Below are 22641 nucleotides of genomic sequence, written 5' to 3' on the forward strand. Positions count from 1 at the left end.
CACGCCGGTCGCCAAGACCGCCCCTCAGGTTGCGATCAACGACATCGGAACGAAGACTTCCTCGCCGCCATCGACGAGACCATCAAGTACTTCAACGACGGAGACATCGTCTCGGGTGTCATCGTCAAGGTCGACCGGGACAAGGTCCTGCTCGACATCGGCTACAAGACCGAGGGTGTCATCCCCTCGAAGCTGTCCATCAAGCACGACGTCGACCCGTCCGAGGTCGTTTCCGTGGGCGATGAGGTCGAGGCCCTGGTCCTACCAGAAGGAGGACAAGGAGGGTCGGCTGATCCTGTCCAAGAAGCGCGCCGAGTACGAGCGCGCCTGGGGCGCCGTCGAGCGCATCAAGGAGGAGGACGGCGTCGTCACCGGCACCGTCATCGAGGTCGTCAAGGGTGGCCTCATCCTCGACATCGGGCTGCGCCGGCTTCCTGCCCGCCTCCCTGGTGGAGATGAGTCGCGTCCGTGACCTGCAGCCCTACGTGGGCAAGGAGATCTGGTGAGGACCAGCAGGTCCTCGTCCGCCCGCTCGGCGCCGGAGCTGACGAATGCCACGACGGCGCCCGGGTCGTAGCCCTCGACCCACGTCAGCGACCCGACGCCCAGGTCCAGCCGACGCCGCTCGTGCAGCAGCGTGCGGTAGAGCTCGAGCGTCGAATCCTCCACTCCCGCCTGCTGATCCACCGCGAGTCCGGCGTAGACCGGGGGCTGCGGGAGCCAGGTCTGCTCACCCGGGCCGAAGCCGAAGGTCGCACCCGCGGCCGTCCACGGCATCGGCACACGGCACCCGTCGCGGCCGATCGCCGGTGAGTCCGATCCCTTGGTCCGGTGGTGCGCCGGGTCCTGGCGGAAGTGGTCCGGCATGGTCGTGTGGTCGGGGAGGCCGAGCTCCTCGCCGTAGTAGACGTAGGCCGACCCGGGCAGCGCGAGCATGAGCGCCGTTGCGGCTCGGGCCCGCCGGAGCCCGAGCTCGGCGTCCGGCTGCGGGCTGTCGGCGTCGATGCCGTTCATCCGCTCGGTGCCGACGGGGAAGCCGAGCCGCGACGCGTGCCGCACCACGTCATGGTTGGACAGCACCCAGGTGGCGGGCGCGCCCACGGAGTCGACGGCGGTCAGGGTGTGGTCGACGACGCCGCGCAGCGAGCGGGCGTCCCAGTCGGCGTCGAGGAAGGCGAAGTTGAACGCCTGGTGCATCTCGTCGTCGCGGACGTAGCGGACGAGCCGCTTCACCGGCTCTACCCACGCCTCGGCGCACAGGATCTTGTCCTGGTCGGGGTCCGCGTCCGGGTTGTAGGAGTTGAGCACCTCGCGCCAGCCGCGGTAGATCTCGTGCACACCGTCCTGGTCCCAGAACGGTCCGTTCGGCTCGTCGGGACGCGCCGGGTGGCCGGAGGGCTCGCCCGAGTCCTCGTCGACGCCGCCGATCATGTCGGTCTCGGCGTCCCAGTCGGGGAAGTCCTGGTCCTTGACCAGGCCGTGCGCGACGTCGACCCGGAAGCCGTCGACGCCGCGGTCGAGCCAGAAGCGCAGGATGTCGTGGAACTCGGCGCGCACCTGCGGGTGCTCCCAGTTCAGGTCGGGCTGCTTGGAGTCGAACAGGTTGAGGTACCACTGCCCGGGCGTGCCGTCCGGCTCGGTGACGCGCGTCCACGCGGAGCCGCCGAAGACGGAGCGCCAGTTGGTGGGCGGCTCGTCGCCGTCCGCACCGAGGCCGTCCTTGAAGAGGTAGCGCTCGCGCTCGGCGCTGCCGGGGCCGGCGGCGAGCGCGGCCTGGAACCAGACGTGCTCGTCGGACGTGTGGTTGGGGACCAGGTCGATGATGACGCGTAGCCCGATCTCCTTGGCCGCCAAGATCATTCGCTCCGCGTCCGCCAGCGACCCGAAGATGGGGTCGATGTCGCGGTAGTCGGCGACGTCGTAGCCCGCGTCGGCCATGGGGGAGGTGTAGAACGGCGACAGCCACAGCGCGTCGACGCCGAGGTCGCGCAGGTAGGGGAGTCGGTCGATGACGCCGGGGAGGTCACCCACGCCGTCGCCGTCGCTGTCGGCCCACGACCGTGGATAGACCTGGTAGATCACCGCGTGCCGCCACCACGACGCGGCGTGCGTCTCGGCGCGGTGCGTGGGGTGGTCGGCGAGGCGCAGGGCAGGCAGGACGGAGCCAGGGGTGGGGGAGGTCACCGATCAAGTCTGCCGGGTCGGTGGTGCATTCACCAGGCTGTGCGCCGCGCGGACCAGATAATCCCGCAAGACGAGATCGTGCGCCTCGTCCAGCCCCAGCGCGTCGAGCGAGGCGAGCATGTGCCGCAGCCAGCGGTCGCGCATGTCGGGCGTGACGGCGAACTCCACGTGCCGCATCCGCAGCCGCGGGTGGCCGCGCTCCTCGGAGTAGGTCGTCGGGCCGCCCCAGTACTGCTCGAGGAACATCAGCAGCCGGCGCTCGGCGGGGCCGAGGTCCTCCTCCGGGTAGAGCGCCCGCAGCGGGGGGTCGTCGGCGACACCCTCGTAGAACCCGTGCACGAGACGCACGAACGTCTCGTGCCCCCCGATCTCGTCGTAGAACGTGCTCACCGTCCCGATCCTGCCATCAGTCGCCGCATCAGCTGCTCGTCACCTTGGGCAGGACCTGGGTCTGGGTCAGGCCGGTGAGGGGCAGCTGCGCCAGCCGGATGCCCTCCTTGGACAGCGCGGCCATGACGCGCTCGCGGATCTCGCGGGCGACGGGGACGCTCTCGTTGGGCGCGCACTTGGCCGTGATGCGGACGGTGGCGACGCCGGCGGTGATCGACTCGATGCCGCCCACCTCGGGCTCCTCGAGGAGCTGGTCGTGCCACTCGGGGTCGGCGTCCATGTTCTTGATCGCGCCGCTGATGATCGCGAGGACGCGGTGCATGTTCTCCGAGACGCTGACCGGGATGTCGACGATGGACATCGACCAGCCCTGCGAGCGGTTGGCGACGCGCAGGATCTCGCCGTTGCGTATGTACCACAGGACGCCGTTGAAGTCGCGAATCTTGGTGACCCGCAGGCTGACGTCCTCGACCGTGCCGATGACGTCGCCGGTGTCGATGACGTCACCCACGCCGTACTGGTCCTCGAATATCATGAACATCCCGGACAGGAAGTCCTTGACCAGGCTCTGGGCGCCGAACGCGAGCGCGACACCACCGACGGACGCGGACGCGAGGATCGGGGTGATGTTGATGCCCAGCTGGTCGCCGATCATCAGGATCGCGGTGAGCACGATGACCACGGTGGCGATGCTGCGCAGCACGGCACCGAGGGTGCGCACCCGTTGCTCCTGGCGCTCCAGCGACTGGCTCGGCGTGACCTCCTGCCAGGTCTGGGCCCAGCTGCGCCCGATGAGCCGGGCCTTGCGCCGCAGCACCGGCAGCTCGCTCGTCGGGGTGCGGTCGACCGTGTCGCTGGTCGGCCGTCGCTCCGCTCGCGCGGTGCGCGCAGTCCGCGCCACCAGCCCGGCCACCATGCCGTCGATGAAGCGGTGGACCAGGAAGCGCACGAGGGCCGCGCCGACCACGATCGCGGCGACCGTCAGCGGGCCGCCCTGGAACCACTCCCAGGCGGACTCCCAGGTGAGGGCGTGCGGGCTCGGGGGGGGTGAGGGGCGCGATCCACATGCACCCCATCTTGACGCACGTCCCCGAGTGGAACGTGACAGACTTCACGGCGTGACTGATGCACCCTCGAGCGCCCTGATCGAACTCGCCCGCCTGTGTGGGGTGGCCACCGAGTACTGGGACTGGCAGGGGCGGCACGTGGACGTCCCGAGCAGCACCATCCGCTCCGTCCTCACCGCCCTCGGCCAGCCCGCCAGCACCGAGCCGGAGGTGCAGTCGGCCCTCGCCCGCCTCCGCGACCGGGACTGGCGGCGCACCCTGCCGCCGGTCGTCGTCATGAAGGCCGGTGAGAGCCGCGAGCTGCGGGTGCACGTGCCGCACGGCGCGGGGGTGAGCGTCACGCTCTACCGGGAGGACGGCGTGCGCGAGCAGCTGAGCCAGGTAGAGCGGTGGGTCGAGCCGCGGATGATCGACGGCGCGCAGGTCGGTGAGGCGACCTTCACCCTGCCCAGCGGGCTGCCGCTCGGCTGGCACCGGATCGAGGCGCGCCTGGTCGACCACACCGTCGACACGACCCTCGTGGTCACGCCCGACCGGCTCACCGTCCCCGACAGCATCCGGCAGCGACCGGCGAGCGGCATCATGACCCAGCTCTACGCGGTCCGCTCCCGGCGCAGCTGGGGGATGGGCGACTTCGCCGACCTCGCGGACCTCGGCGCCTGGGCGGCCGCCGACCTCGGCGCCGACTTCGTGCTCGTCAACCCGGTGCACGCGGCCGAACCCGTTGCGCCCGTAGAGCCTTCGCCCTACCTGCCGACCACTCGCCGGTTCATCAGCCCGCTCTACATCCGCGTCGAGGACATCCCCGAGGTGGGCTACATGAGTGCGCAGGAGCGCCAGCTGCTGCAGTGGCACGCCGACGATGCGCGTCGCCTCAACGACGACGACGTCATCGACCGCGACGCCTCGTGGGAGCACAAGGACGCCGCGCTGCGCATCGTCTACCGCCAGCCGCGCCCGCCGCGGCGCGAGCGCGCGCTGGACGCGTTCATCGAGCGCGAGGGCCAGGGTCTGCTCGACTTCGCCACCTGGTGCGCCATCGCGGCCGACCGGCACAGCGCGGGCAGCGCAGAGGGAGAGGACGGTCCGGACGCCGACGTCGCGGACTGGCCGCAGGAGCTGCGCGACCCGGCCGGGCGGGCGGTCGCCGCCAAGCGCGAGGAGCTCGGCGACGAGATCCGCTACTGCTGGCTGCAGTGGATCGCCGACGACCAGCTCGCCGCCGCCCAGCGCGCCTGCCGCGAGGCGGGCATGCGGATCGGGGTCATGCACGACCTGGCCGTCGGCGTGCACCCGACGGGCGCCGACGCGTGGGCGCTGCGCGACGCTCTCGCCCGCGACGTGACGGTGGGGGCGCCGGCCGACCAGTACAACCAGCTCGGCCAGGACTGGTCCCAGCCGCCGTGGCGCCCCGACAGCCTCGCCGAGGCGGGCTACGCGCCCTACCGCGACATGCTGCGCACGGTGCTGCGCTCCGCCGGCGCGCTGCGCGTCGACCACATCATCGGCCTCTTCCGCCTGTGGTGGATTCCCGCTGGTGCCAAGCCTTTTGAGGGCACCTACGTCCGCTACGACCACGACGCGCTCATCGGCATCCTGGCGCTCGAGGCGCACCGCGCCGGCGCGCTGGTGATCGGCGAGGACCTCGGCACGCGGTCGAGCCGTGGGTGCGCGACTACCTCAAGGACCGCGGCATCCTCGGCACCTCGATCCTGTGGTTCGAGAAGGACGCCGACGGTCGTCCGCTGCGTCCCGAGGCCTACCGCACGCTGTGCCTCGCGACGGTGACCACGCACGACCTGCCGCCCACCGCGGGCTACCTCGAGCACGTGCACGTGGACCTGCGCCACGAGCTCGGGCTGCTCACCCGCGACCTGGACGAGGAGGTCGAGTTCGACCGCCAGGAGCAGGCCGAGATGCTCGAGGTGCTGCGTCAGCGCGGCCTGCTGCGCGCCGAGGGCGACGAGGAGGCGACCATCGAGGCGCTGCACAAGTACCTCGCCTGGACCCCGGCGCTGCTGCGCGGGATCTCGGTCTCCGACCTCGCCGGCGACACCCGGATCATCAACCAGCCGGGCACCGACGAGGAGTACCCGAACTGGCGGCTCCCGCTCGCCGGGCACGACGGCACCCCGCTGCTGCTGGACGACCTGGTCACCTCGCCGTGGGCGCGTCGACTGGCCCGCTGCGTCCGCTGACCCGAGCGGGCCAGGCGGCCCGAGCGGCCTGAGTCCGGTTGCGGCTCAGGCCGACTCGCGGTCCCGCGCCTGGGCGCGCAGGGCGCGGGCCACGGCGTCGCGGTGCTCGGCGATCACTCGACGCAGGCTCGCGGGCGCATCCGGGTGCTCGTCGAGCCAGCCCTGGGTGGCCTCCAGCAGCGCGTCGTCGGCGAGCGTCGCGGGGTAGAACGCGACGGCGATGTCCTCCGCCATGGCGAACGAGTGTCGGGCCCAGGTGTCGCTTCCGGCACCAGCGGGAATCGACCGGCGACGGACGGACCGAGAGGCCGATGATGTGGTCGTCGCGCAGCCGCCGGCGGAGCGCAGCACCGTGCGCAGCAGTCGCGGCGGGCGCAGCCGGCCTCGGCGAGGCTGTCGGGGCGGCACCGGCTGGGCCAGTCCTGGCGAGGCTGGTTGTACTGGCCGGCCGGCGCCACCACCGTCAGCGTCGCGAGCGACCTTGGCGTCGCGCAGCGTCCTCGCGTCGGCGCCCGTCGGGTCGCACGCATCGACGGCCAGGTCGTGCATGACCCCGTCCGCATCCCGCTCGCGGTCAGGCGCGCTGGGCGGCGGCGAGCTGGTCGTCGGCGATGCCCACTGCACCAGCGATGCGGGCGGAGGGTCTCGTCGACCCGAGCTCCTCGCGCTTGGCGGCGAGTCCACCCGGCTCCGGGTGGCCGGGTTGCGCAGCTCCTGCGGCCAGTCCGCGACGTCGGCGTCGCGGAGGTCGCCTCTCCAGCGGTCTGCGAGCCGCGCGTGGCGCGGACTCGCCTTCGTCTTCGCGTCTCGGCCGACGCTCGAGGCGACGACCAGTGATGCCAAGGTCGCCCCCTCGTCCGCCACGAGCTGTTGAGCGTCGACGCACTTGGCGTAGCCGATGCCGTGAAGTTGCCGGCGATGGCGTCCAGGTCGGGGATGTCCAACGGCGACGGGGACCTGGGCGCGAGAGCGAGTCGGCGCGGTAGGCCCACCGACTTCTCCGATCGGTCAGTCTTCTTGAGGTCGAGCGCGCATCTGCGCGTCGACCCGAGGTCAGATGCCGTCGAAGTTCGGCGATGGCGCAGGTGCCGCTCGGCCGAGGTTGCCTCGACGCCCTGTAGAGCGAGCTCGCATGCCGGACCGGTCAGGCCGCGGTAGGGCTCCACGACGACGTGAAGTAGGTCGCAGGCGTACTTCTCGTTGAACGTCGCGCGCGCACGCGCGTTCTCATCGCGCCCAGGTCGGAAGATCCGTCAGAGCCTCGAAGGGAAGCTCGACCAGTCGAACTCCTGCTCGCGTAAGCGAATCCGCGCTTCGCTGGTGGTCGAGGAGCGCCGCGTCGGCGTCGAGGTAGGGCTCGAGCCCTCAGGCCCGGCAGGCGGGTCGCGGTGAGCCGGCAGCTCGCGTCTTCCGCCGAACGCGGTCGATCCGCTCGACGCCTGTGTGGTATTCAGGCGCGCCTGACGGCGATCAGGTCGACGTAGGTCGAAGGGGGCACGCGGGCGAACGCTCGTCGTGGTGGCCATGCCGTCGCCCCTCCGCGGCCGGCACCGGCTCGGTGCGTCGGCGAGCTCAGATACGGAAAGTCCTGCGGTGCGGTGACGTCAGCTCGAACACCGCCTTGTGTCCGGCTGGTCGGAGCACGCCGTCGACGCGGCGCGCGTCGGCGACCTGGAACTGCGAGTGACGTACGACCGCACCCGTCGGCGGCGGGTCGACGGCACCGCAACGAGATCGCATGCGTGTTGGTGAGGCGCCGGTCGCCTCGACGACGACCTCGTTGTGCTCCTGCGTGGTCGGCAGCACGATCCGCGAGCCGTGAAGCACTCGCCGAGACCGTCGCGCTGCCGTTCAGCGTCACGGCGCGCAGACGCGGCGCGCGCGATCAGGAACTCGAGCGTGGTGGGCGCACCCGGCTCGCGGCGCGAACGTCTGGTCGAAGCCGGGCGCCACGTGTTGGTGAGGTCGCCGTCGTCGATAGCTCGACGTCGTCGGGTTGTGCGGCGCGGCCGTCGCGCGCCCTCCCGCGGGTCGGTCGAAGCACTCACAGAGGGGCCCGGGCACGTGCGGTGAGGTTCGGCGGGACCACCCATGCATGCTAGGCCCGACTTGCTCGCCCGCCGCACGCGGCATGATGACGACTGGTACGGCGACAACGCTGCGCATGCGCGCGAGTGGAGCGACGGCCGGCTGCCCCTGGGCCGCCGCCCGCTGGCTGATGGAGGTCGAGGGGTCCGGTCGCGACCGGACCTGGTCGGTGATGAGCCTCGCGGTGCTCAACGCAGGAAGCCGCGACCTCACCCGAGGACTACCGCGACCTGATGGACCGCGGATGACGACCGGTCACCTGCAGCGCGAGCGCCACCGCAGCACGGCGCCGAGGTGCGGTCGAAGCTCTACGACGCCTGGGCCTCCACCCCGGTGGACTCCCGCTGGTCATGAGGTGGGTCCGGCGCGCAGCTGGCGCGCCGACCCGGTCGAGGTCGACGACGCGCTGCGGGCCAGTACCGAGAGGGCCATCGACCTGGTCGGCGACGACAGGGAGCGTACCGCGTCCTGTCTGGACGCGCCGGTTCACCCGCGCCTCGGGCGGGTGCGCGCGTCGCCACTGCGGCGCGGGCTGGTCGATCGACGGTCTACGAGCTGCGGGCGCACGCGCACGTCCTCCCGATCATCGTCCTGGTCCGTTCGACGTGGCGCACGCCCCGTCGGCGAGGGCAGCTCCTTCGAGGAGCCGAGGCACTGGGCGGGCGAGTCGAAGGGCGAGGCCGACGGCGGTCTACGTCCGCGGGCGGCCAAGTGGTGCGCGACGGCGTCCCCGGTCGTCCTCTACGAGATCCGCGCACCGCGATGGCGGCGGTCAAGGGCGTGCTGAGCGCGGGCAGCTGCCGACGAGACCGGCCTACCCGGCGAGCACCAACGTCGCCGTATGCGGATTCTGTCCATCTGCGGAGCCCTCGCGCGGCGCGATGGCCGACCTGTTCGTCGCGTCGAGCACCTCTCGAGGCCGCGCGTCACGTGCGCCGCTCGGCGATCGCTACCGACATCGCCGAGCGACCCCTGAGGACTGGCGATCTACCATGGTGGACTCGGCCGCTCGAGCCGGGGCGTGTTCGAGCAGTACTGGGGCGGCCCGGCTCGCGGCGGCGCATCGTCCGCGGCGGATCCGGACGTGGAGTTCGGCGAGCCGTCATGCGGCGGCCTGCAAGGGCACATGCTCGCCTCGCGCGGTGGCGCAAGGTGGGCTGCGACGCGGCGCTTCACGAGACCGCCCGCCTCGCCCGCGTCGCACTCGACGCCGAGATCCTGTGCATCGGCGCCCGGATGAACTCCGATCGAGGAGGCGAAGGCGATGGCCGACCTGTTCGTCGCGCCCCGCTCGCAGGCCGAGCGTCACGCGCGCCGCCTCGCCATGCTCGATCGCTAGTGGCCCCGGCGAGCTGCCGCCACCTGCCGACGCTGCTCGCTGATCCGCCATGGTGTCTCTGACCGCTCCCTCGACACTGCGCGCCCGGCGCTCGACGCGGGTCGAGTCGCCGTCGCGGGGAGTGATGCGCGCTCGCTGCTCGAGCTTCAACGACTCGCGCTGGATCGGGTCGCCCGGCCTACTGGCAGGTGATGCGCGTGCCGATCCTGGTACGCGTCGTCCTCGCCGCACCAACGCGCCGCGCGCCATCCGCGCCCGGCCGTCTCGGGCAGCGCCGCCCGAGAGCGTGCAGCGTGCTGCTTGCTGCTCGTCGCCGCCCTGTTCCTGCCCCGCAGGACTACCCTGGTCGCCGGCGTCATGGTCAGCGGTCGGTCATCGTCGTCTCGATCGCGGCCCCGAGCTCGACCGGCTGGTGCTGACCGCCTCGAGCGGCCATGCAGAACTGCCGGATCCGTCCCCCTCATGTCCCGGCTGCTGCGCCATGCGCCACCGCCTCGGCGTCGCCGGGGCGCGAGGGCTTCCATGCTGGCCGACGTGCGCGGCGACGGATCGACCAGGACTTCCCTGCCGGCCGACGCGAGACCGGTCGCACGATCGGCCAGGTCAGGACGGCGAACGTCGGCTTCGCCGGCGACTTCCTGGTCGCCCGCACCACGCCGACACCGCGCGAGGTGGCGCTGGTCGACTTCCCGGCGAGGCTCATCCGGGCCGGACAACGCCGGGCGCTGCAAGCTCTGCGCCGAGCGCCTCGGCGGGCTGCTCGGGTCGTGCCCCGCGACGAGAGATGCTCGCCAGAGCGGCCAACCGCTACCTGAACCAGCAGGATCTGGCGCCGACGCCTTCGCCTCCTCGCTGCGCGGCGTCGATCGACCTGCAGTCCGGGACCGACTCGGTGGGCGGGCCCACCCACCTGGGAGGCCGATGATGTGGTGCGCGGCGGCTCGGGCAGCACCTGCGCGCATGCTGACGCGTAGCCCGCGGCCCGCCCGCTCGGCGTGGCGAGAGCGCGACGTTGTACCGCCGCACCAGCGGTGACGTCGTCGCGGCGACGCGTCTCCCGCTCTACACCATGGCGTGGTCACCCGCCAGGACCCGGCCGAGACCCCGATCCGCCGACGGGGCGGAAGGCGCGCTGGGGGTCGCCGAGCGGTCGTCGGTGATCCACTGCAGCCAGCAGGTGCGCCAGCGCGCCGCGCGTCATCGAGTCCTCCCTTGGCCGGCGACCGACCCGCCCGGCCGTCGTCCTGATCTGGCGCGGGTCAACTCGCTGTGCCGGTCGCTGAGGGCGCCCAGATGTGGCTGCCCGCGCTCGGTGCCGGTCGGCCGCCTGCGAAGCGCAGACCCGTCAGCCCTCGGCGAGCGGGAACCTACGCTGAGGCTCACCACCTCCAGCGGCACGTGGGGCCCGACGGCGCCCGGTCAGCACATGGTTCAGCAGGTGCTCGAGGTGACTCCCACGAGGCGTCGCCGTCGATGACCCGTTGAGGCGGTTCGCCTTCTCCGCGCTGCACCGCTCACTGCGCTCGTCGCCGCCGCGCGATGTCCTCGTCGGGCCATCGTCCTGCTCGAGGAACCGGCGGGCGCTCGGCTCCACGCCGCTCTCGTGCTGAAGCGCCTACCGGCTTCTGGATGCTCGTCGAGCACCGCTACGCGGCGCCGCTCGGCGGCGCCGGTCTGCAGCGTCACCGTGCTCGCGAGTGGGCTATCCTGGCGACGTCACCCTGTGGCGCAGCTTGGTGAGCGCGGCACCGGGGCACGATGTCGCCGCTGCCTGTCAGCCCGACCGATCTGTCGCTCCTGGCCGTGCTCCGGCCACTGCGAGCGGACCAGAGCCTGGACGGTGTTCACCGGCACGCGCGGCAGGCGATCCCATGCCAGCCCTCAGCCCGCTGGGCAGGGTGAAGGTCCAAACTAGCTACGCGAGTTCGATTCTCGCTGGAACCCGCTCCACGCGGGTCAGCGTTGACAGCAGCCGTCCGGCCAGCCCGGCGCACGTCATGGCCGCGCACGGTGCTCGCCCGGCACCCGCACGCGTCGCGGCTCAGCACCTGGGTGCTGCCCTTCCTGACGGCCGGCGGTCAGCGTCCGGCGTGCCCGTCGGATGGCTGTCGCGACGCGAGGCCAGGACCTCGACCTGCCGGGCCCAGCCTGCTCGGACCCACGGTGCGCCGTGATCGAAGCGGCGCGCACCGGCTCGCCGTGCCCCCTGCCAGTCGCGCAGGTCGGCCTCGAACGAGTCGACCTGGCGACCGAACGCGTTACGGCGCACCAGCACGTCCAGCCCGCCCAGCGTCTGCTGGGCGCATGTGGAGCGTCCACCGAGCCGGTCCGCGAGCAGGATCAGCCCCGCGCAGGAGCCGTAGACCGGCATCCCGGCCGCGATCCGCTCCCGCAGCGGCTGCTGCAGGTCGAACGCGCGCACCAGCTTGTCCATCGTCGTCGGACTCGCCCGGCAGGACGAGCGCATCGACCTCGGCCAGCTCGCTCGGCCGACGCACCGTCGACACCTCCGCCCCGCAGGCCTGCAGGGCGGGCACGTGCTCGCGCACGTCCCCCTGGACGGCGAGCACGCCGATGCGGGGAAGGGCCTCGGTGACGGGATCGATCGGCTGGGGCACGAGGCGTCAGCATAGTCGCTGCGCCGCCGACGCTAGACTGGTCCGGATCCCGCGGCGGGCGCACCGACCACCGGCGGCGCCCGGACGGGTGCCCGGAGCGTCGGCGCCCGAGCCCCGTGAGCGTCCCACCGAGCGTCAACGAGCAGGAGCACACGCATGAGCGGCCACTCCAAATGGGCCACCACCAAGCACAAGAAGGCAGCCGTCGACGCCAAGCGCGGCAAGCTCTTCGCCAAGCTGATCAAGAACATCGAGGTCGCGTGCCGCAACGGCGGGGCCGACCCTGCCGGCAACCCCACGCTTTACGACGCGGTCCAGAAGGCCAAGAAGAACTCCGTCCCCAACGACAACATCGACCGCGCGCTCAAGCGTGGCTCGGGCGCCGAGGCGGGCGGGGCTGACTGGCAGACGATCATGTACGAGGGCTACGCGCCCAACGGTGTGGCCGTGCTCATCGAGTGCCTCACCGACAACCGCAACCGCGCCGCGACCGAGGTGCGCGTGGCGCTGTCGCGCAACGGCGGCAACCTCGCCGACCCCGGCTCGGTCGCCTACAACTTCTCCCGCAAGGGCGTCGTCGTGGTGCCGAAGACCCAGAAGGACGGCGAGACCACCGAGGACGCGCTGCTCGAGATCGTGCTCGACGCCGGCGCCGAGGAGGTCAACGACCTCGAGGACTCCTTCGAGATCGTCTCTGAGGCAACGGACTTCGTCGCCGTGCGCACCGCGATCCAGGACGCCGGCCTCGACTACGACTCGGCCGAGGCGCAGTTCGTGCCCAACCTCAAGGTCGAGCTGGACGCCGACGGCGCCCGCAAGATGTTCCGCGTCATCGACGCCCTCGAGGACAGCGACGACGTGCAGAACGTCTGGACCAACGGCGACGTCAGCGACGAGATCCTCGCCGAGCTCGACGACGAGGACTGACCGGCGCGCCGCGCTCGGGACTGTCCGAGGGTCGGGCTACAGTGGCGAACAGGTGTTCGTAGGGTCAGGAGGTGGGCGGTGCGCGTCCTCGGCGTCGACCCCGGCCTCACCCGCTGCGGCCTCGGCGTGGTCGAGGGCACCCGCGGCGGCCGGCTGACCATGTTGGGTGTCGGCGTGGTGCGCACCCCCGTGGGTGACGCCACCCCCGAGCGCCTCTACGCGCTGCAGCAGGAGCTCGAGGTGTGGTTGGAGCGCTACCAGCCCGACGCGATCGCCGTCGAGCGGGTCTTCGCCCGCCGCGACGTCGGCACCATCATGGGCACCGCCCAGGCCAGCGCGGTGCCGATGCTGGCGGCCGCCCAGCGCGGGCTGCCGCTGGCGCTGCACACCCCCACCGAGGTCAAGGCCGCGGTGACCGGCAACGGCCGCGCCGACAAGGCGCAGGTCACCCACATGGTGGTGCGGGTGCTGCGGCTCGACCAGGCGCCCAAGCCCGCGGACGCCGCCGACGCCCTCGCCCTCGCCATCTGTCACGTGTGGCGCGGGGGAGCGGCCGACCGGCTCGCCGGTGCCGTCGCGGGCAACCGCCTGCAAGAGCTCGTCCGGGCCGAGGAGCGCGGCCATCGCGCGGCACGCTCGGGCCGGTCGGCGAGCGAGTCGACCGCAGGCGGGACGGCCGGGAACCGGTCGACCGGGCAGAACGCCTGGCAGCGCGCCATCGCCGAACACTCAAGGAGCACCCGTTGATCGCCTCCGTCTCCGGCTCGGTCCGTCACGTCGGTCTTGACAGCGTCGTCGTCGAGGTCGGTGGGGTCGGGCTGCTCGTCCACACCACGCCCGCCACGGCGGCCCAGCAGCACCTCGGTCACGGAGCCGAGCTCGAGACCAGCCTGGTCGTGCGCGAGGACTCGCTCACGCTCTACGGGTTCGCGGACGTGGGGGAGAAGGCGCTGTTCGAGACCGTGCAGAAGGTCTCCGGCGTCGGGCCCCGGCTGGCCCTCGCCATGCTGTCGGTCCACGCGCCCGACGTGCTGCGCGCGGCCATCGCCGCCGGGGACACGACCACCCTGTGCAAGGTCCCCGGCATCGGCAAAAAGGGCGCCGAGCGGATCGTGCTCGAGCTGCGCGACAAGGTCGGTGCGCTGCCTGGCGGGACCTCCGCCGCGACCCCTGCGCCGCAGGCCGGCGACGCCGGCCCGTCCTGGGCGCCCGCGGTCTCCGAGGCCCTGGTCGGTCTCGGCTGGTCCGCGAAGCAGGCCGACGACGCCGTCGCCAAGGTGGCCAAGGACGCCGAGCCCACGGCCGGCACCAGCGCCATGCTCCGCGCCGCCCTGCAGGTGCTCGGCCGATGACCGGTCGCTCTCCGGACGACCCGTTCCTCGGCGAGCGGGCCGAGGGCGTGCTCGACGACGGCTCCTACGAGGCGACGGCGCGCGTGGTCGACGCGGGCAGCGACGCCGACGAGCGCACGGTGGAGGCCGCGCTACGCCCGCGTCGGCTCGCGGAGTTCCCCGGTCAACCACGCGTGCGCGACCAGCTCTCCCTCGTGCTCGAGGCCGCGCGTCGGCGCGACGCGGTGCCCGACCACATCCTGCTGTCCGGCCCGCCCGGCCTCGGCAAGACGACCCTCGCGATGATCGTCGCGGCCGAGCTGGAGCGCCCGATCCGGGTGACGAGCGGACCGGCGATCCAGCACGCCGGCGACCTGGCCGCGATCTTGTCGAGCCTCGCGGAGGGCGAGGTGCTGTTCCTCGACGAGATCCACCGGATGGCACGCGCCGCGGAGGAGATGCTCTACCTCGCCATGGAGGACTTCCGGGTCGACGTCATCGTCGGCAAGGGTCCCGGTGCGACCGCGATCCCGCTGGAGCTGCCGCCGTTCACCGTGGTGGGCGCCACCACGCGATCCGGGCTGCTGCCTGCGCCGCTGCGCGATCGGTTCGGCTTCACCGGTCATCTCGACTACTACAACGCCGTAGACCTCGCGGCGATCCTCACCCGCTCCGCGCGCCTGCTCGCCGTGGAGGCCACGGACGACGGTCTCGCCGAGATCGCCGGCCGCTCGCGCGGCACGCCCCGCATCGCCAACCGGCTGCTGCGCCGGGTGCGCGACTACGCCCAGGTCCACGGCCAGGGTGTCGTAGACCGTGCGGCGGCGCAGGCGGCCCTCGAGCTGTTCGACGTCGACGGCCTCGGGCTCGACCGGCTGGACCGTGGGGTCCTCGAGGCCCTGTGCAAGCGCTTCGGGGGCGGACCGGTCGGTCTGTCCACCCTGGCGGTGGCCGTGGGGGAGGAGGCCGACACCGTCGAGACGGTGGCCGAGCCCTACCTGGTGCGCGAGGGCTTCCTCGTGCGCACCCCGCGCGGCCGGGCGGCCTCGGCGCTGGCCTGGGAGCACCTCGGTCTCACCCCGCCCTCGGGCACGTCCGCACCCACGCTGCCGCTGGACGACGGCGAGGGCCGGTTCGGCTGATCGAGCGGCGCCCCAGGTGCGCCCGCCCGCCAACCTGGGCGTGGTGATTGGGACCTGTCAGACCCCTCCCCTAAACTGCGGCGAAGGTCCGAGGTGCACTTCGGACCCCTCGACTGCAAGGGACCCCACCTGATGTTCGTTTCGGGCCTGCTGCCCATGGCCGACCAGGGCTCCGCCAGCTGGCTGAGCCTGGTCATGTTCGCGCTGCCGCTGCTCCTGGTCTTCTACTTCCTGATGGCCGGCCGCGCCCGGCAGAAGGCTGCGACGGCCCGGAGCCGGGCCGTCGCGGTCGGCGACAAGGTGGTGACCACCTCGGGCCTCTACGGCACGGTGGTCGCGCTCAGCGACTCGATCGCCAGCCTCGAGACCGCCCCGGGCGTCGTCATGGAGTTCGACCGCCGGGCCATCCTCGGCGCCATCGACGACAAGCCCGTGACGGAGCGGTGATGGCCAACCCCCGCACCCGTTCGGCCCGGCGCACCCTCACGACGTTCTTCGTGCTGCTGCTCGCCATGGCGGCGCTGCTCGCGGGCGCCACCCGCTGGAGCGACGCCGAGTGGACCCCCAAGCTCGGTCTCGACCTCGCCGGCGGCACCCAGGTGGTGCTCGAGCCGCAGCTCGCGGGCGGCCAGACGGTCAACGAGGGCCAGATGACCAAAGCCGTCGACATCATGCGCAAGCGCGTCGACGGGTCCGGCATCGCCGAGGCCGAGGTCAGCACCCAGGGCGGCAACAACATCGTCGTCTCGGTGCCGAGCGGCACCCCGCAGGCAGTGCTGGACTCGCTCGAGAAGTCCTCGATGATGCGCTTCCGGCCGGTCCTCGTCACCGCGCCGGGTGCGCCCACGGCCACCCCGAGCGCCGGCGGGGCAGCCTCCCCGACGGCCACCGGCTCGGCGGCCACGCCCGCCAGCACGCCGGCGGCCGCTACCCCGTCCGCCGCCGGGGCCAACTTCCCCGCGGCCGCGCTGCGCTCCCCGGCCGCGACGACCCCGGGGGCGACCGCGACGCCGACCCCCGCAGCCACGCCGGCAGCGACCTCGGCCGCTCCGACGGCACCCGCCGTCACCCCGGGTGCGGCCGTCACCAGCGCACCGGCCGCGACGGCCGCGACCGGCGCCGCCACCCCGTCCGCCAAGCCCACCGACCCGAGCGACCTCGCGTGGGTCACCGACGCGCTGGCCAAGCAGTTCACCGACCTGGACTGCTCCAAGCAGCCCGACTCGGTCGCCGTCGACGACGCCAGCAAGCCGCTGGTCGCCTGCGACGACACCGGGGCCGCCAAGTTCATCCTCGGGCCGACCGAGATCGAGGGCTCGCACATCACCGACGCCCAGGCCGGTCTCGCGACCACCCAGTCGGGCGCCACGACGGGGCAGTACGTCGTCAACATCACCTTCGACCGCGAAGGCGGCCAGCAGTTCTACGACGTCACCAAGCGGCTCAACAGCCTGCCGTCCCCGCGCAACCAGCTCGCGATGGTGCTCGACGGCAAGGTCATCAGCGCCCCCTCGGTCACCCAGGGTGCGATCGCCGGTGGCCGCGCCGAGATCAGCGGCACGTTCAACTCGGTCACGGCTGACGCGCTCGCCCAGCAGCTGAAGTTCGGTGCGCTGCCGCTGTCGTTCACCGTGCAGACCAAGGACACCATCAGCCCCCAGCTCGGCTCCGACCAGCTGCGCCTCGGCCTGCTGGCCGGCGCGATCGGTCTGGTGCTGGTCGTGCTCTACAGCCTCATCCAGTACCGCGTCCTCGGCCTGGTCACGGTCGCCTCGCTGATCATGGCGGCCGCGGTGATCTACCTGTCGATCACGCTGCTCGGCTGGAGCCAGAACTTCCGGCTGTCGATGGCCGGCGTCACCGGTCTGATCCTGTCGATCGGCACCACGGCCGACTCGTTCATCGTCTACTTCGAGAGAGTCCGCGACGAGATCCGCGACGGGCGCAGCACCGCCGCAGCCGTCGAGGCGGGCTGGAAGCGCGCGCGGGGCACCATCTTGATCTCCGACGCGGTCAACCTGCTGGCCGCCGTCGTGCTCTACCTGCTGGCCAGCAGCAACGTGCGCGGATTCGCCTTCACCCTCGGTCTCACGACGGTCATCGACGTCATCATCGTCATGCTGTTCACCCACCCGCTGCTGTCGATCCTCGCGCGCACCAAGTTCTTCGGCGAGGGCCGGCCGTGGTCGGGTCTCGAGCCCGAGCGCCTCGGTGTCGACCGCAACGCGATCCGCTACCGCGGCCGCGGCCGGTTCTCCGCCCCGACGGCGAGCAGCTCCACCTCGGCGCGCGGCACGCGCGGCACGCGGGGTGGGTCCCAGGTAGAGCCGGACGACGAGCCGGTCGGTAGCGCCACCTCGGACACCCCGGCCATCCCCGCCGACGCGGACGCGCCGGTCAACCCGGACGCACAAGCCACCCCCGACGCGCCGGCCGCCGCCGGCACCCGCCGCAGACGCCCCATCCACCCCTCGGCCTCCGGTCGGGACCCGCAGGAAGGGGCCGTGCTGTGAACGGTTTCGCCAAGTTCGGCAACGACCTCTACACCGGTCGGCGCAGCATCGACTTCATGGGCCGGCGCAAGGTGTGGTTCGCGCTGTCCGCGATCGTGCTGGCCATCGCCCTCGCCGGGTTGTTCGTGCGCGGACTCAACCTCGGCCTGGAGTTCACCGGCGGCTCGGAGTTCCGGGTCAGCGGCGTCACCAACCTCAGCGGGTTCGAGGGGCGCGCCAAGGACGTCGTCACCAGGACGTCCAAGACCCAGGAGAACGTCACCGTCACCCAGGTCGGCAGCCAGGGCCTGCGCATCCAGACCGAGAAGCTGGACGACAAGACCACCCAGGCGGTCGCCAACGCGGTCGCCAAGGAGTTCGGCGTCCCCGCGTCGGCCGTCTCCAGCACCTTCGTCGGCCCGTCCTGGGGCCAGTCGGTCACCCAGCAGGCGCTCAAGGCGCTGATCATCTTCTTCCTGCTCGTCGCACTCGTGCTGGCCGTCTACTTCCGCACCTGGAAGATGTCGCTCGCCGCGCTGCTCGCGATGGTGCACGACATGGTCATCACCATCGGGATCTACACCCTCGTCGGGTTCGAGATCACGCCGGCCACGATGATCGGCTTCCTCACCGTCCTCGGCTACTCGCTCTACGACACGGTCGTGGTGTTCGACAAGGTCAAGGAGAACACCCACCTCGCCGAGATCACCGGCCGCCAGAGCTACAGCCAGGCCGCCAACCTCGCGGTCAACCAGACCCTGGTCCGGTCGATCAACACCTCGATGGTCTCGATCATCCCGATCACCGTGGTGCTGCTCTTCGGCCTGTTCGTGATCGGCCCGGGCGTGCTGCTGGACCTCGCGCTGGTGCTGCTCGTCGGCATCCTCGTGGGCGCCTACTCCTCGATCTTCATCGCCTCGCCGATCCTCGCGTGGCTGCGCGAGAGCGAGCCGTCGAGCCAGGCGCTGGCCAAGCGTGCCCGCAAGTTCCAGGAGTCTCGCGGCGGTCGCGCCAACGCCTCCGGCCAGCTGGTCCTGCCGGACGGCGAGCTCGCCGTCGACGTGCCGGTGGTCGAGGGTGCCGCGCCGCGCTCGGTCGCGAGCAGCGGCAGCAGCCGTGGCGGCAGCACGGGCAGCATCGGCAGCACCGGCAGCACCGGTAGCTCGGCCGCCGGCACGGGCTCGCGGGATCGTCGTCCGCTGCACCCGAGCGTCCAGCAGGGTGGCCCGCGCAACCAGCCGCGCCGCACCCCGCGGTCCCAACGATGACCGAGCAGGGCGAGCAGATCTCCGAGCTCGTGGCGCGGCTGATGCGCGACGTGCCGGACTTCCCGCAGCCGGGGGTGCTCTTCAAGGACTTCACCCCGCTGCTGGGCGACGGTGCGGCCCTGCGCCAGGTGGTCGACGACGTCGCCCGCCGGCGTCAGGGCACCGTCGACGTCGTGGTCGGCATGGAGGCGCGCGGCTTCATCTTCGGGGCCGCCGTCGCCTATGCGCTGGGGGTCGGCTTCGTGCCGGTCCGCAAGGCCGGCAAGCTCCCCGCCGGCACGATTCGTGCCGACTACACCCTTGAGTACGCCACGGCCTCGCTCGAGGTGCACCGCGACGCCATCCTGCCGGGGCAGCGCGTCCTGGTCATGGACGACGTGCTCGCGACGGGCGGCACGGCCGAGGCGACCTGCCGGCTGGTCGAGAGCTGTGATGCCGAGGTCGTCGCGATCGAGATCGTCGTCGAGATCGACGCGCTGCGCGGTCGGGACCGGCTCGCCGGTCGAGACGTGCACACCCTCCTGCACGTGTGACGCTCGCGTGCTGCCCGTCGGCGCGTTCCTTTGCGGCGCGAGCACTACCATGTGGCGATGAGCAGCCTGCCTGAGGACTCCATCCGCGTCGACTCGTCGCAGTCGTCGCGGATGCGAGCGCGGCTCGCGCGCTTCGGCGGGCGCACGTCCACCAACCCGCAGATCGAGCCGATCCTGCGCGCCGTGCGGCTCACCCACCCCAAGGCCGACACGTCGGTGATCGAGCGGGCCTACCACGTGGCCGAGCGCTACCACGAGGGACAGCTGCGCAAGAGCGGTGACCCTTACATCACCCACCCGCTCGCGGTGACGACGATCCTCGCCGATCTCGGCACGCCGCCCGCTGTGCTCGTGGCGGCGCTGCTGCACGACACGGTCGAGGACACCGACTACACGCTGGGCGAGCTGCGGGCGGAGTTCGGCGACGAGGTCGCGCAGATGGTCGACGGCGTCACCAAGCTCGACAAGGTGCAGTACGGCGAGGCGGCGCAGGCCGAGACGGTGCGCAAGATGATCGTCGCCATGGCCCGTGACATCCGGGTGCTCGTGATCAAGCTGGCCGACCGGCTGCACAACGCCCGCACCTGGCGCTACACCTCGGCCGCGTCGGCCCAGCGCAAGGCCAAGGAGACCCTCGAGATCTACGCGCCGCTCGCGCACCGGCTCGGCATGAACACCATCAAGTGGGAGCTTGAGGACCTGTCGTTCGCCACGCTCTACCCCAAGGTCTACGAGGAGATCGAGCACCTCGTCGCCGAGCGTGCTCCCGCTCGGGAGGAGTACCTCGCCGGCGTGCGCGAGCTGGTCCTGCACGACCTCGAGGGCGCCCGCATCAAGGCGACCGTGACCGGGCGGCCCAAGCACTACTACAGCGTCTACCAGAAGATGATCGTGCGCGGGAAGGAGTTCGACGAGATCTACGACCTCGTCGGCGTCCGCGTGCTGGTCGAGTCGGTCCGCGACTGCTACGCCGTGCTCGGGGCGATGCACGCGCGCTGGACGCCCGTGCCGGGGCGGTTCAAGGACTACATCGCGACGCCGAAGTTCAACATGTACCAGTCGCTGCACACGACGGTCATCGGCCCTGGCGGCAACCCGGTCGAGATCCAGATCCGCACGCACACCATGCACCGGCGCGCGGAGTACGGCGTCGCGGCCCACTGGAAGTACAAGGAGGACGGGCGCGGCGGTCCCGGCCAGGGCCCGACCGGTGACACCGACCTCAGCTGGCTGCGCAGCCTGATGGACTGGCAGCGCGAGACCGCCGACCCCGGCGAGTTCCTGGACTCGCTGCGGTTCGAGATGGGCTCCGCCGAGGTCTACGTGTTCACCCCGAAGGGGGCCGTCATCGCGCTGCCGGCGGGCTCGACGCCGGTGGACTTCGCCTACGCGGTCCACACGGAGGTCGGTCACCACACCATCGGTGCGCGGGTCAACGGCCGTCTGGTAGCCCTCGAGTCGCGTCTCGAGAACGGCGACGTCGTCGAGGTGCTCACCTCCAAGGCGCCCGACGCCGGTCCCAGCCACGACTGGCTGTCGTTCGTGCAGAGCCCGCGGGCCCGCAACAAGATCCGCGGCTGGTTCTCCAAGGAACGGCGCGAGGAGTCGATCGAGCGCGGCAAGGACGACATCGCCAAGCAGCTGCGCAAGCAAGGCCTGCCCGCGACCCGGGTGGCGAGTCACGAGTCCCTGACCGCGCTGGCGCGCGACCTGCACTACCAGGACATCGACGGGCTCTACGCGGCGGTGGGGTCGCACACGGTGTCGGCCCAGCACGTCGTGCACAAGCTCGTGGCCCAGGTCGGCGGCGAGGAGGGCGTCACCGAGGACGCCGCCGAGCGGGTCACCCCGTCGAGGCGCACCCGCCGGGTCAGCACGACCGACCCTGGCGTGGTCGTCGTCGGCACCGACGACGTGTGGGTCAAGCTCGCCCGCTGCTGCACGCCGGTGCCTGGCGACGAGATCATCGGCTTCGTGACCCGCGGGCACGGGGTGTCCGTGCACGTGCGGCACTGTCCGAATGTCGAGGACCTGCTCACCGAGCCCGAGCGCGTCGTCCCCGTCCAGTGGAACCCGACCGCCAACAGCGTCTTCCTGGTGCAGATCCAGGTCGAGGGGCTCGACCGCAACCGGCTGCTGTCGGACATCACCAAGGTGCTCGCCGACCTGCACATCGGCATCCAGTCCTCGTCCACCGTCACCAACACCAACCGGGTCGCCGTCTTCAAGTTCACCTTCGAGATGGGCGACCCCGGCCACCTCGACCACGTCATGCGCGCCCTGCGCAAGATCGACGGCGTGTTCGAGGTCAGCCGCGTGGGTGGCGCGCGCACCCAGGACCACGAGTGAGCGGCCAGCAGGTCGGTGCGCCGCTGCCCGGCTGGTCGCCGCGGCCGCGGCCCTACCACGCCCAGCTCGCCGGCACGGACGTGCGGGTCGAGCCGCTCACCCCGCAGCACGTCCCCGGGCTGTGGGAGGCGCTCTGCGCCGACGGCGACGCCGAGCGGTGGACCTACATGCCGGCCGGACCGTTCCGCGACCAGAACGAGCTGGCGGGCTACGTGCAGGGGCTGATCGACAACCCGACCAGCGAGGCGCTGGCGATCCGCTCCGCCCAGGACGGCGCGGTCCTCGGCACCGCGTCCTACCTGCGCATCGACCAGGCCAACGGGGTCGTCGAGGTCGGCTCGATCACCTACGGTCCGCGCCTCGCGCGCACCCGCGGCGCCACCGAGGTCATGTGGCTGATGGCCCGCCACGTCTTCGACGACCTCGGCTACCGGCGCTACGAGTGGAAGTGCGACGCGCTCAACGCGCCGTCGCGGCGGGCGGCCGAGCGGCTCGGCTTCCGCTACGAAGGCACCTTCCGCCAGGCCGTGGTCTACAAGGGGCGCAACCGGGACACCGCCTGGTTCGCGATGACCGACGGCGACTGGGCGCAGCTGCGCCCGGGTTACGAGCGCTGGCTGGCCCCCGACAACGTCGACGAGCAGGGCCGGCAGCGCGCCCGGCTCGCCGAGCTGCGCCGCGCCGAGCCCTGACGCTCGAGCCGTGACACTGCCCC

At 72.0% G+C, this 22641-nt stretch carries 17 protein-coding genes and 2 pseudogenes; 13 read left to right on the forward strand and 6 right to left on the reverse strand.

What is annotated here, in order from left to right; translation table 11 throughout:
- Positions 1–147 precede the first annotated feature (147 nt).
- Positions 148–204: pseudogene (locus MM440_RS15835) on the forward strand (hypothetical protein); the annotation flags it as partial.
- 57 nt (positions 205–261) lie between these two features.
- On the opposite strand, the gene MM440_RS15840 reads toward MM440_RS15835, so the two are convergent.
- Genes MM440_RS15840 through MM440_RS15850 form a run of 3 tightly spaced genes read right to left on the reverse strand, consistent with a single transcriptional unit; the run spans position 262 to position 3541 of the window.
- Positions 262–2184 (reverse strand): glycoside hydrolase family 13 protein, encoded by a 1923-nt coding sequence (locus tag MM440_RS15840; protein WP_420914182.1) that lies wholly within the window; start codon positions 2182–2184, stop codon positions 262–264.
- 3 nt (positions 2185–2187) lie between these two features.
- Entirely contained in the window at positions 2188–2574 is a 387-nt protein-coding gene (locus MM440_RS15845; protein WP_241445897.1) for a globin, read from the reverse strand.
- A 28-nt stretch (positions 2575–2602) separates the two neighbouring features.
- On the reverse strand, positions 2603–3541 hold the full coding sequence (locus tag MM440_RS15850; protein ID WP_241445899.1) for a mechanosensitive ion channel family protein: 939 nt from the start codon (positions 3539–3541) through the stop codon (positions 2603–2605).
- A 151-nt stretch (positions 3542–3692) separates the two neighbouring features.
- On the opposite strand from MM440_RS15850, the gene malQ reads away from it, so the two are divergent.
- Together malQ and MM440_RS17470 are read left to right on the forward strand one after the other, a co-directional pair.
- The gene (gene malQ, locus MM440_RS15855; RefSeq protein WP_338155668.1) at positions 3693–5429 is read left to right on the forward strand and encodes a 4-alpha-glucanotransferase; all 1737 of its coding nucleotides are present in this window, start codon (positions 3693–3695) and stop codon (positions 5427–5429) included.
- On the forward strand, positions 5354–5839 hold the full coding sequence (locus MM440_RS17470; protein WP_338155672.1) for a 4-alpha-glucanotransferase: 486 nt from the start codon (positions 5354–5356) through the stop codon (positions 5837–5839). The genes malQ and MM440_RS17470 overlap by 76 nt, the downstream gene beginning before the upstream one ends.
- 45 nt (positions 5840–5884) lie before the next feature.
- On the opposite strand, the gene MM440_RS15860 is transcribed toward MM440_RS17470, so the two are convergent.
- The 3 genes and pseudogenes from MM440_RS15860 to MM440_RS17665 form a co-directional block, all read right to left on the reverse strand.
- Positions 5885–6073 carry a hypothetical protein gene (locus MM440_RS15860; protein WP_241445901.1) on the reverse strand — a complete coding sequence of 63 codons (189 nt, stop codon included), beginning with the start codon at positions 6071–6073 and terminating at the stop codon, positions 5885–5887.
- A 5234-nt stretch (positions 6074–11307) separates the two neighbouring features.
- A complete protein-coding gene (locus tag MM440_RS17660) occupies positions 11308–11700 on the reverse strand; it encodes a hypothetical protein (protein WP_420914183.1) in 393 nt (130 codons plus the stop codon).
- Positions 11701–11770: 70 nt separating this feature from the next.
- A pseudogene (locus MM440_RS17665) lies at positions 11771–11884 on the reverse strand (hypothetical protein); the annotation flags it as partial.
- A gap of 156 nt (positions 11885–12040) precedes the next feature.
- Between MM440_RS17665 and MM440_RS15870 the strand changes: the two are divergent.
- From MM440_RS15870 to MM440_RS15915, 10 genes are all read left to right on the forward strand, one after another.
- Positions 12041–12811: a YebC/PmpR family DNA-binding transcriptional regulator gene (locus MM440_RS15870; protein ID WP_241444669.1), complete on the forward strand. Its 771-nt coding sequence runs from the start codon at positions 12041–12043 to the stop codon at positions 12809–12811.
- Positions 12812–12889: 78 nt separating this feature from the next.
- Entirely contained in the window at positions 12890–13558 is a 669-nt protein-coding gene (gene ruvC / locus MM440_RS15875) for a crossover junction endodeoxyribonuclease RuvC (protein ID WP_241444671.1), read from the forward strand.
- Positions 13555–14163 carry a Holliday junction branch migration protein RuvA gene (gene ruvA / locus MM440_RS15880; protein WP_241444672.1) on the forward strand — a complete coding sequence of 203 codons (609 nt, stop codon included), beginning with the start codon at positions 13555–13557 and terminating at the stop codon, positions 14161–14163. Before ruvC ends, ruvA begins: the two co-directional genes overlap by 4 nt.
- Entirely contained in the window at positions 14160–15284 is a 1125-nt protein-coding gene (ruvB, locus tag MM440_RS15885; RefSeq protein WP_241444673.1) for a Holliday junction branch migration DNA helicase RuvB, read from the forward strand. Before ruvA ends, ruvB begins: the two co-directional genes overlap by 4 nt.
- Before the next feature lie 132 nt (positions 15285–15416).
- Positions 15417–15731 carry a preprotein translocase subunit YajC gene (gene yajC, locus MM440_RS15890; RefSeq protein WP_241444674.1) on the forward strand — a complete coding sequence of 105 codons (315 nt, stop codon included), beginning with the start codon at positions 15417–15419 and terminating at the stop codon, positions 15729–15731.
- On the forward strand, positions 15731–17797 hold the full coding sequence (secD, locus tag MM440_RS15895) for a protein translocase subunit SecD (RefSeq protein WP_241444675.1): 2067 nt from the start codon (positions 15731–15733) through the stop codon (positions 17795–17797). Before yajC ends, secD begins: the two co-directional genes overlap by 1 nt.
- Positions 17794–19044, forward strand: coding sequence for a protein translocase subunit SecF (gene secF / locus MM440_RS15900; RefSeq protein ID WP_241445903.1), 1251 nt, complete (start codon positions 17794–17796; stop codon positions 19042–19044). The genes secD and secF overlap by 4 nt, the downstream gene beginning before the upstream one ends.
- Positions 19041–19577 (forward strand): adenine phosphoribosyltransferase, encoded by a 537-nt coding sequence (locus MM440_RS15905; protein ID WP_241445905.1) that lies wholly within the window; start codon positions 19041–19043, stop codon positions 19575–19577. Before secF ends, MM440_RS15905 begins: the two co-directional genes overlap by 4 nt.
- Before the next feature lie 57 nt (positions 19578–19634).
- Positions 19635–21926, forward strand: a complete 2292-nt coding sequence (locus MM440_RS15910) for a RelA/SpoT family protein (protein WP_241445907.1) — start codon at positions 19635–19637, stop codon at positions 21924–21926.
- Entirely contained in the window at positions 21923–22618 is a 696-nt protein-coding gene (locus tag MM440_RS15915) for a GNAT family N-acetyltransferase (RefSeq protein ID WP_241445915.1), read from the forward strand. Before MM440_RS15910 ends, MM440_RS15915 begins: the two co-directional genes overlap by 4 nt.
- Positions 22619–22641: the final 23 nt, after the last annotated feature.

It is taken from the genome of Arsenicicoccus piscis (assembly GCF_022568835.1).
Taxonomy (GTDB): domain Bacteria; phylum Actinomycetota; class Actinomycetes; order Actinomycetales; family Dermatophilaceae; genus Arsenicicoccus; species Arsenicicoccus piscis.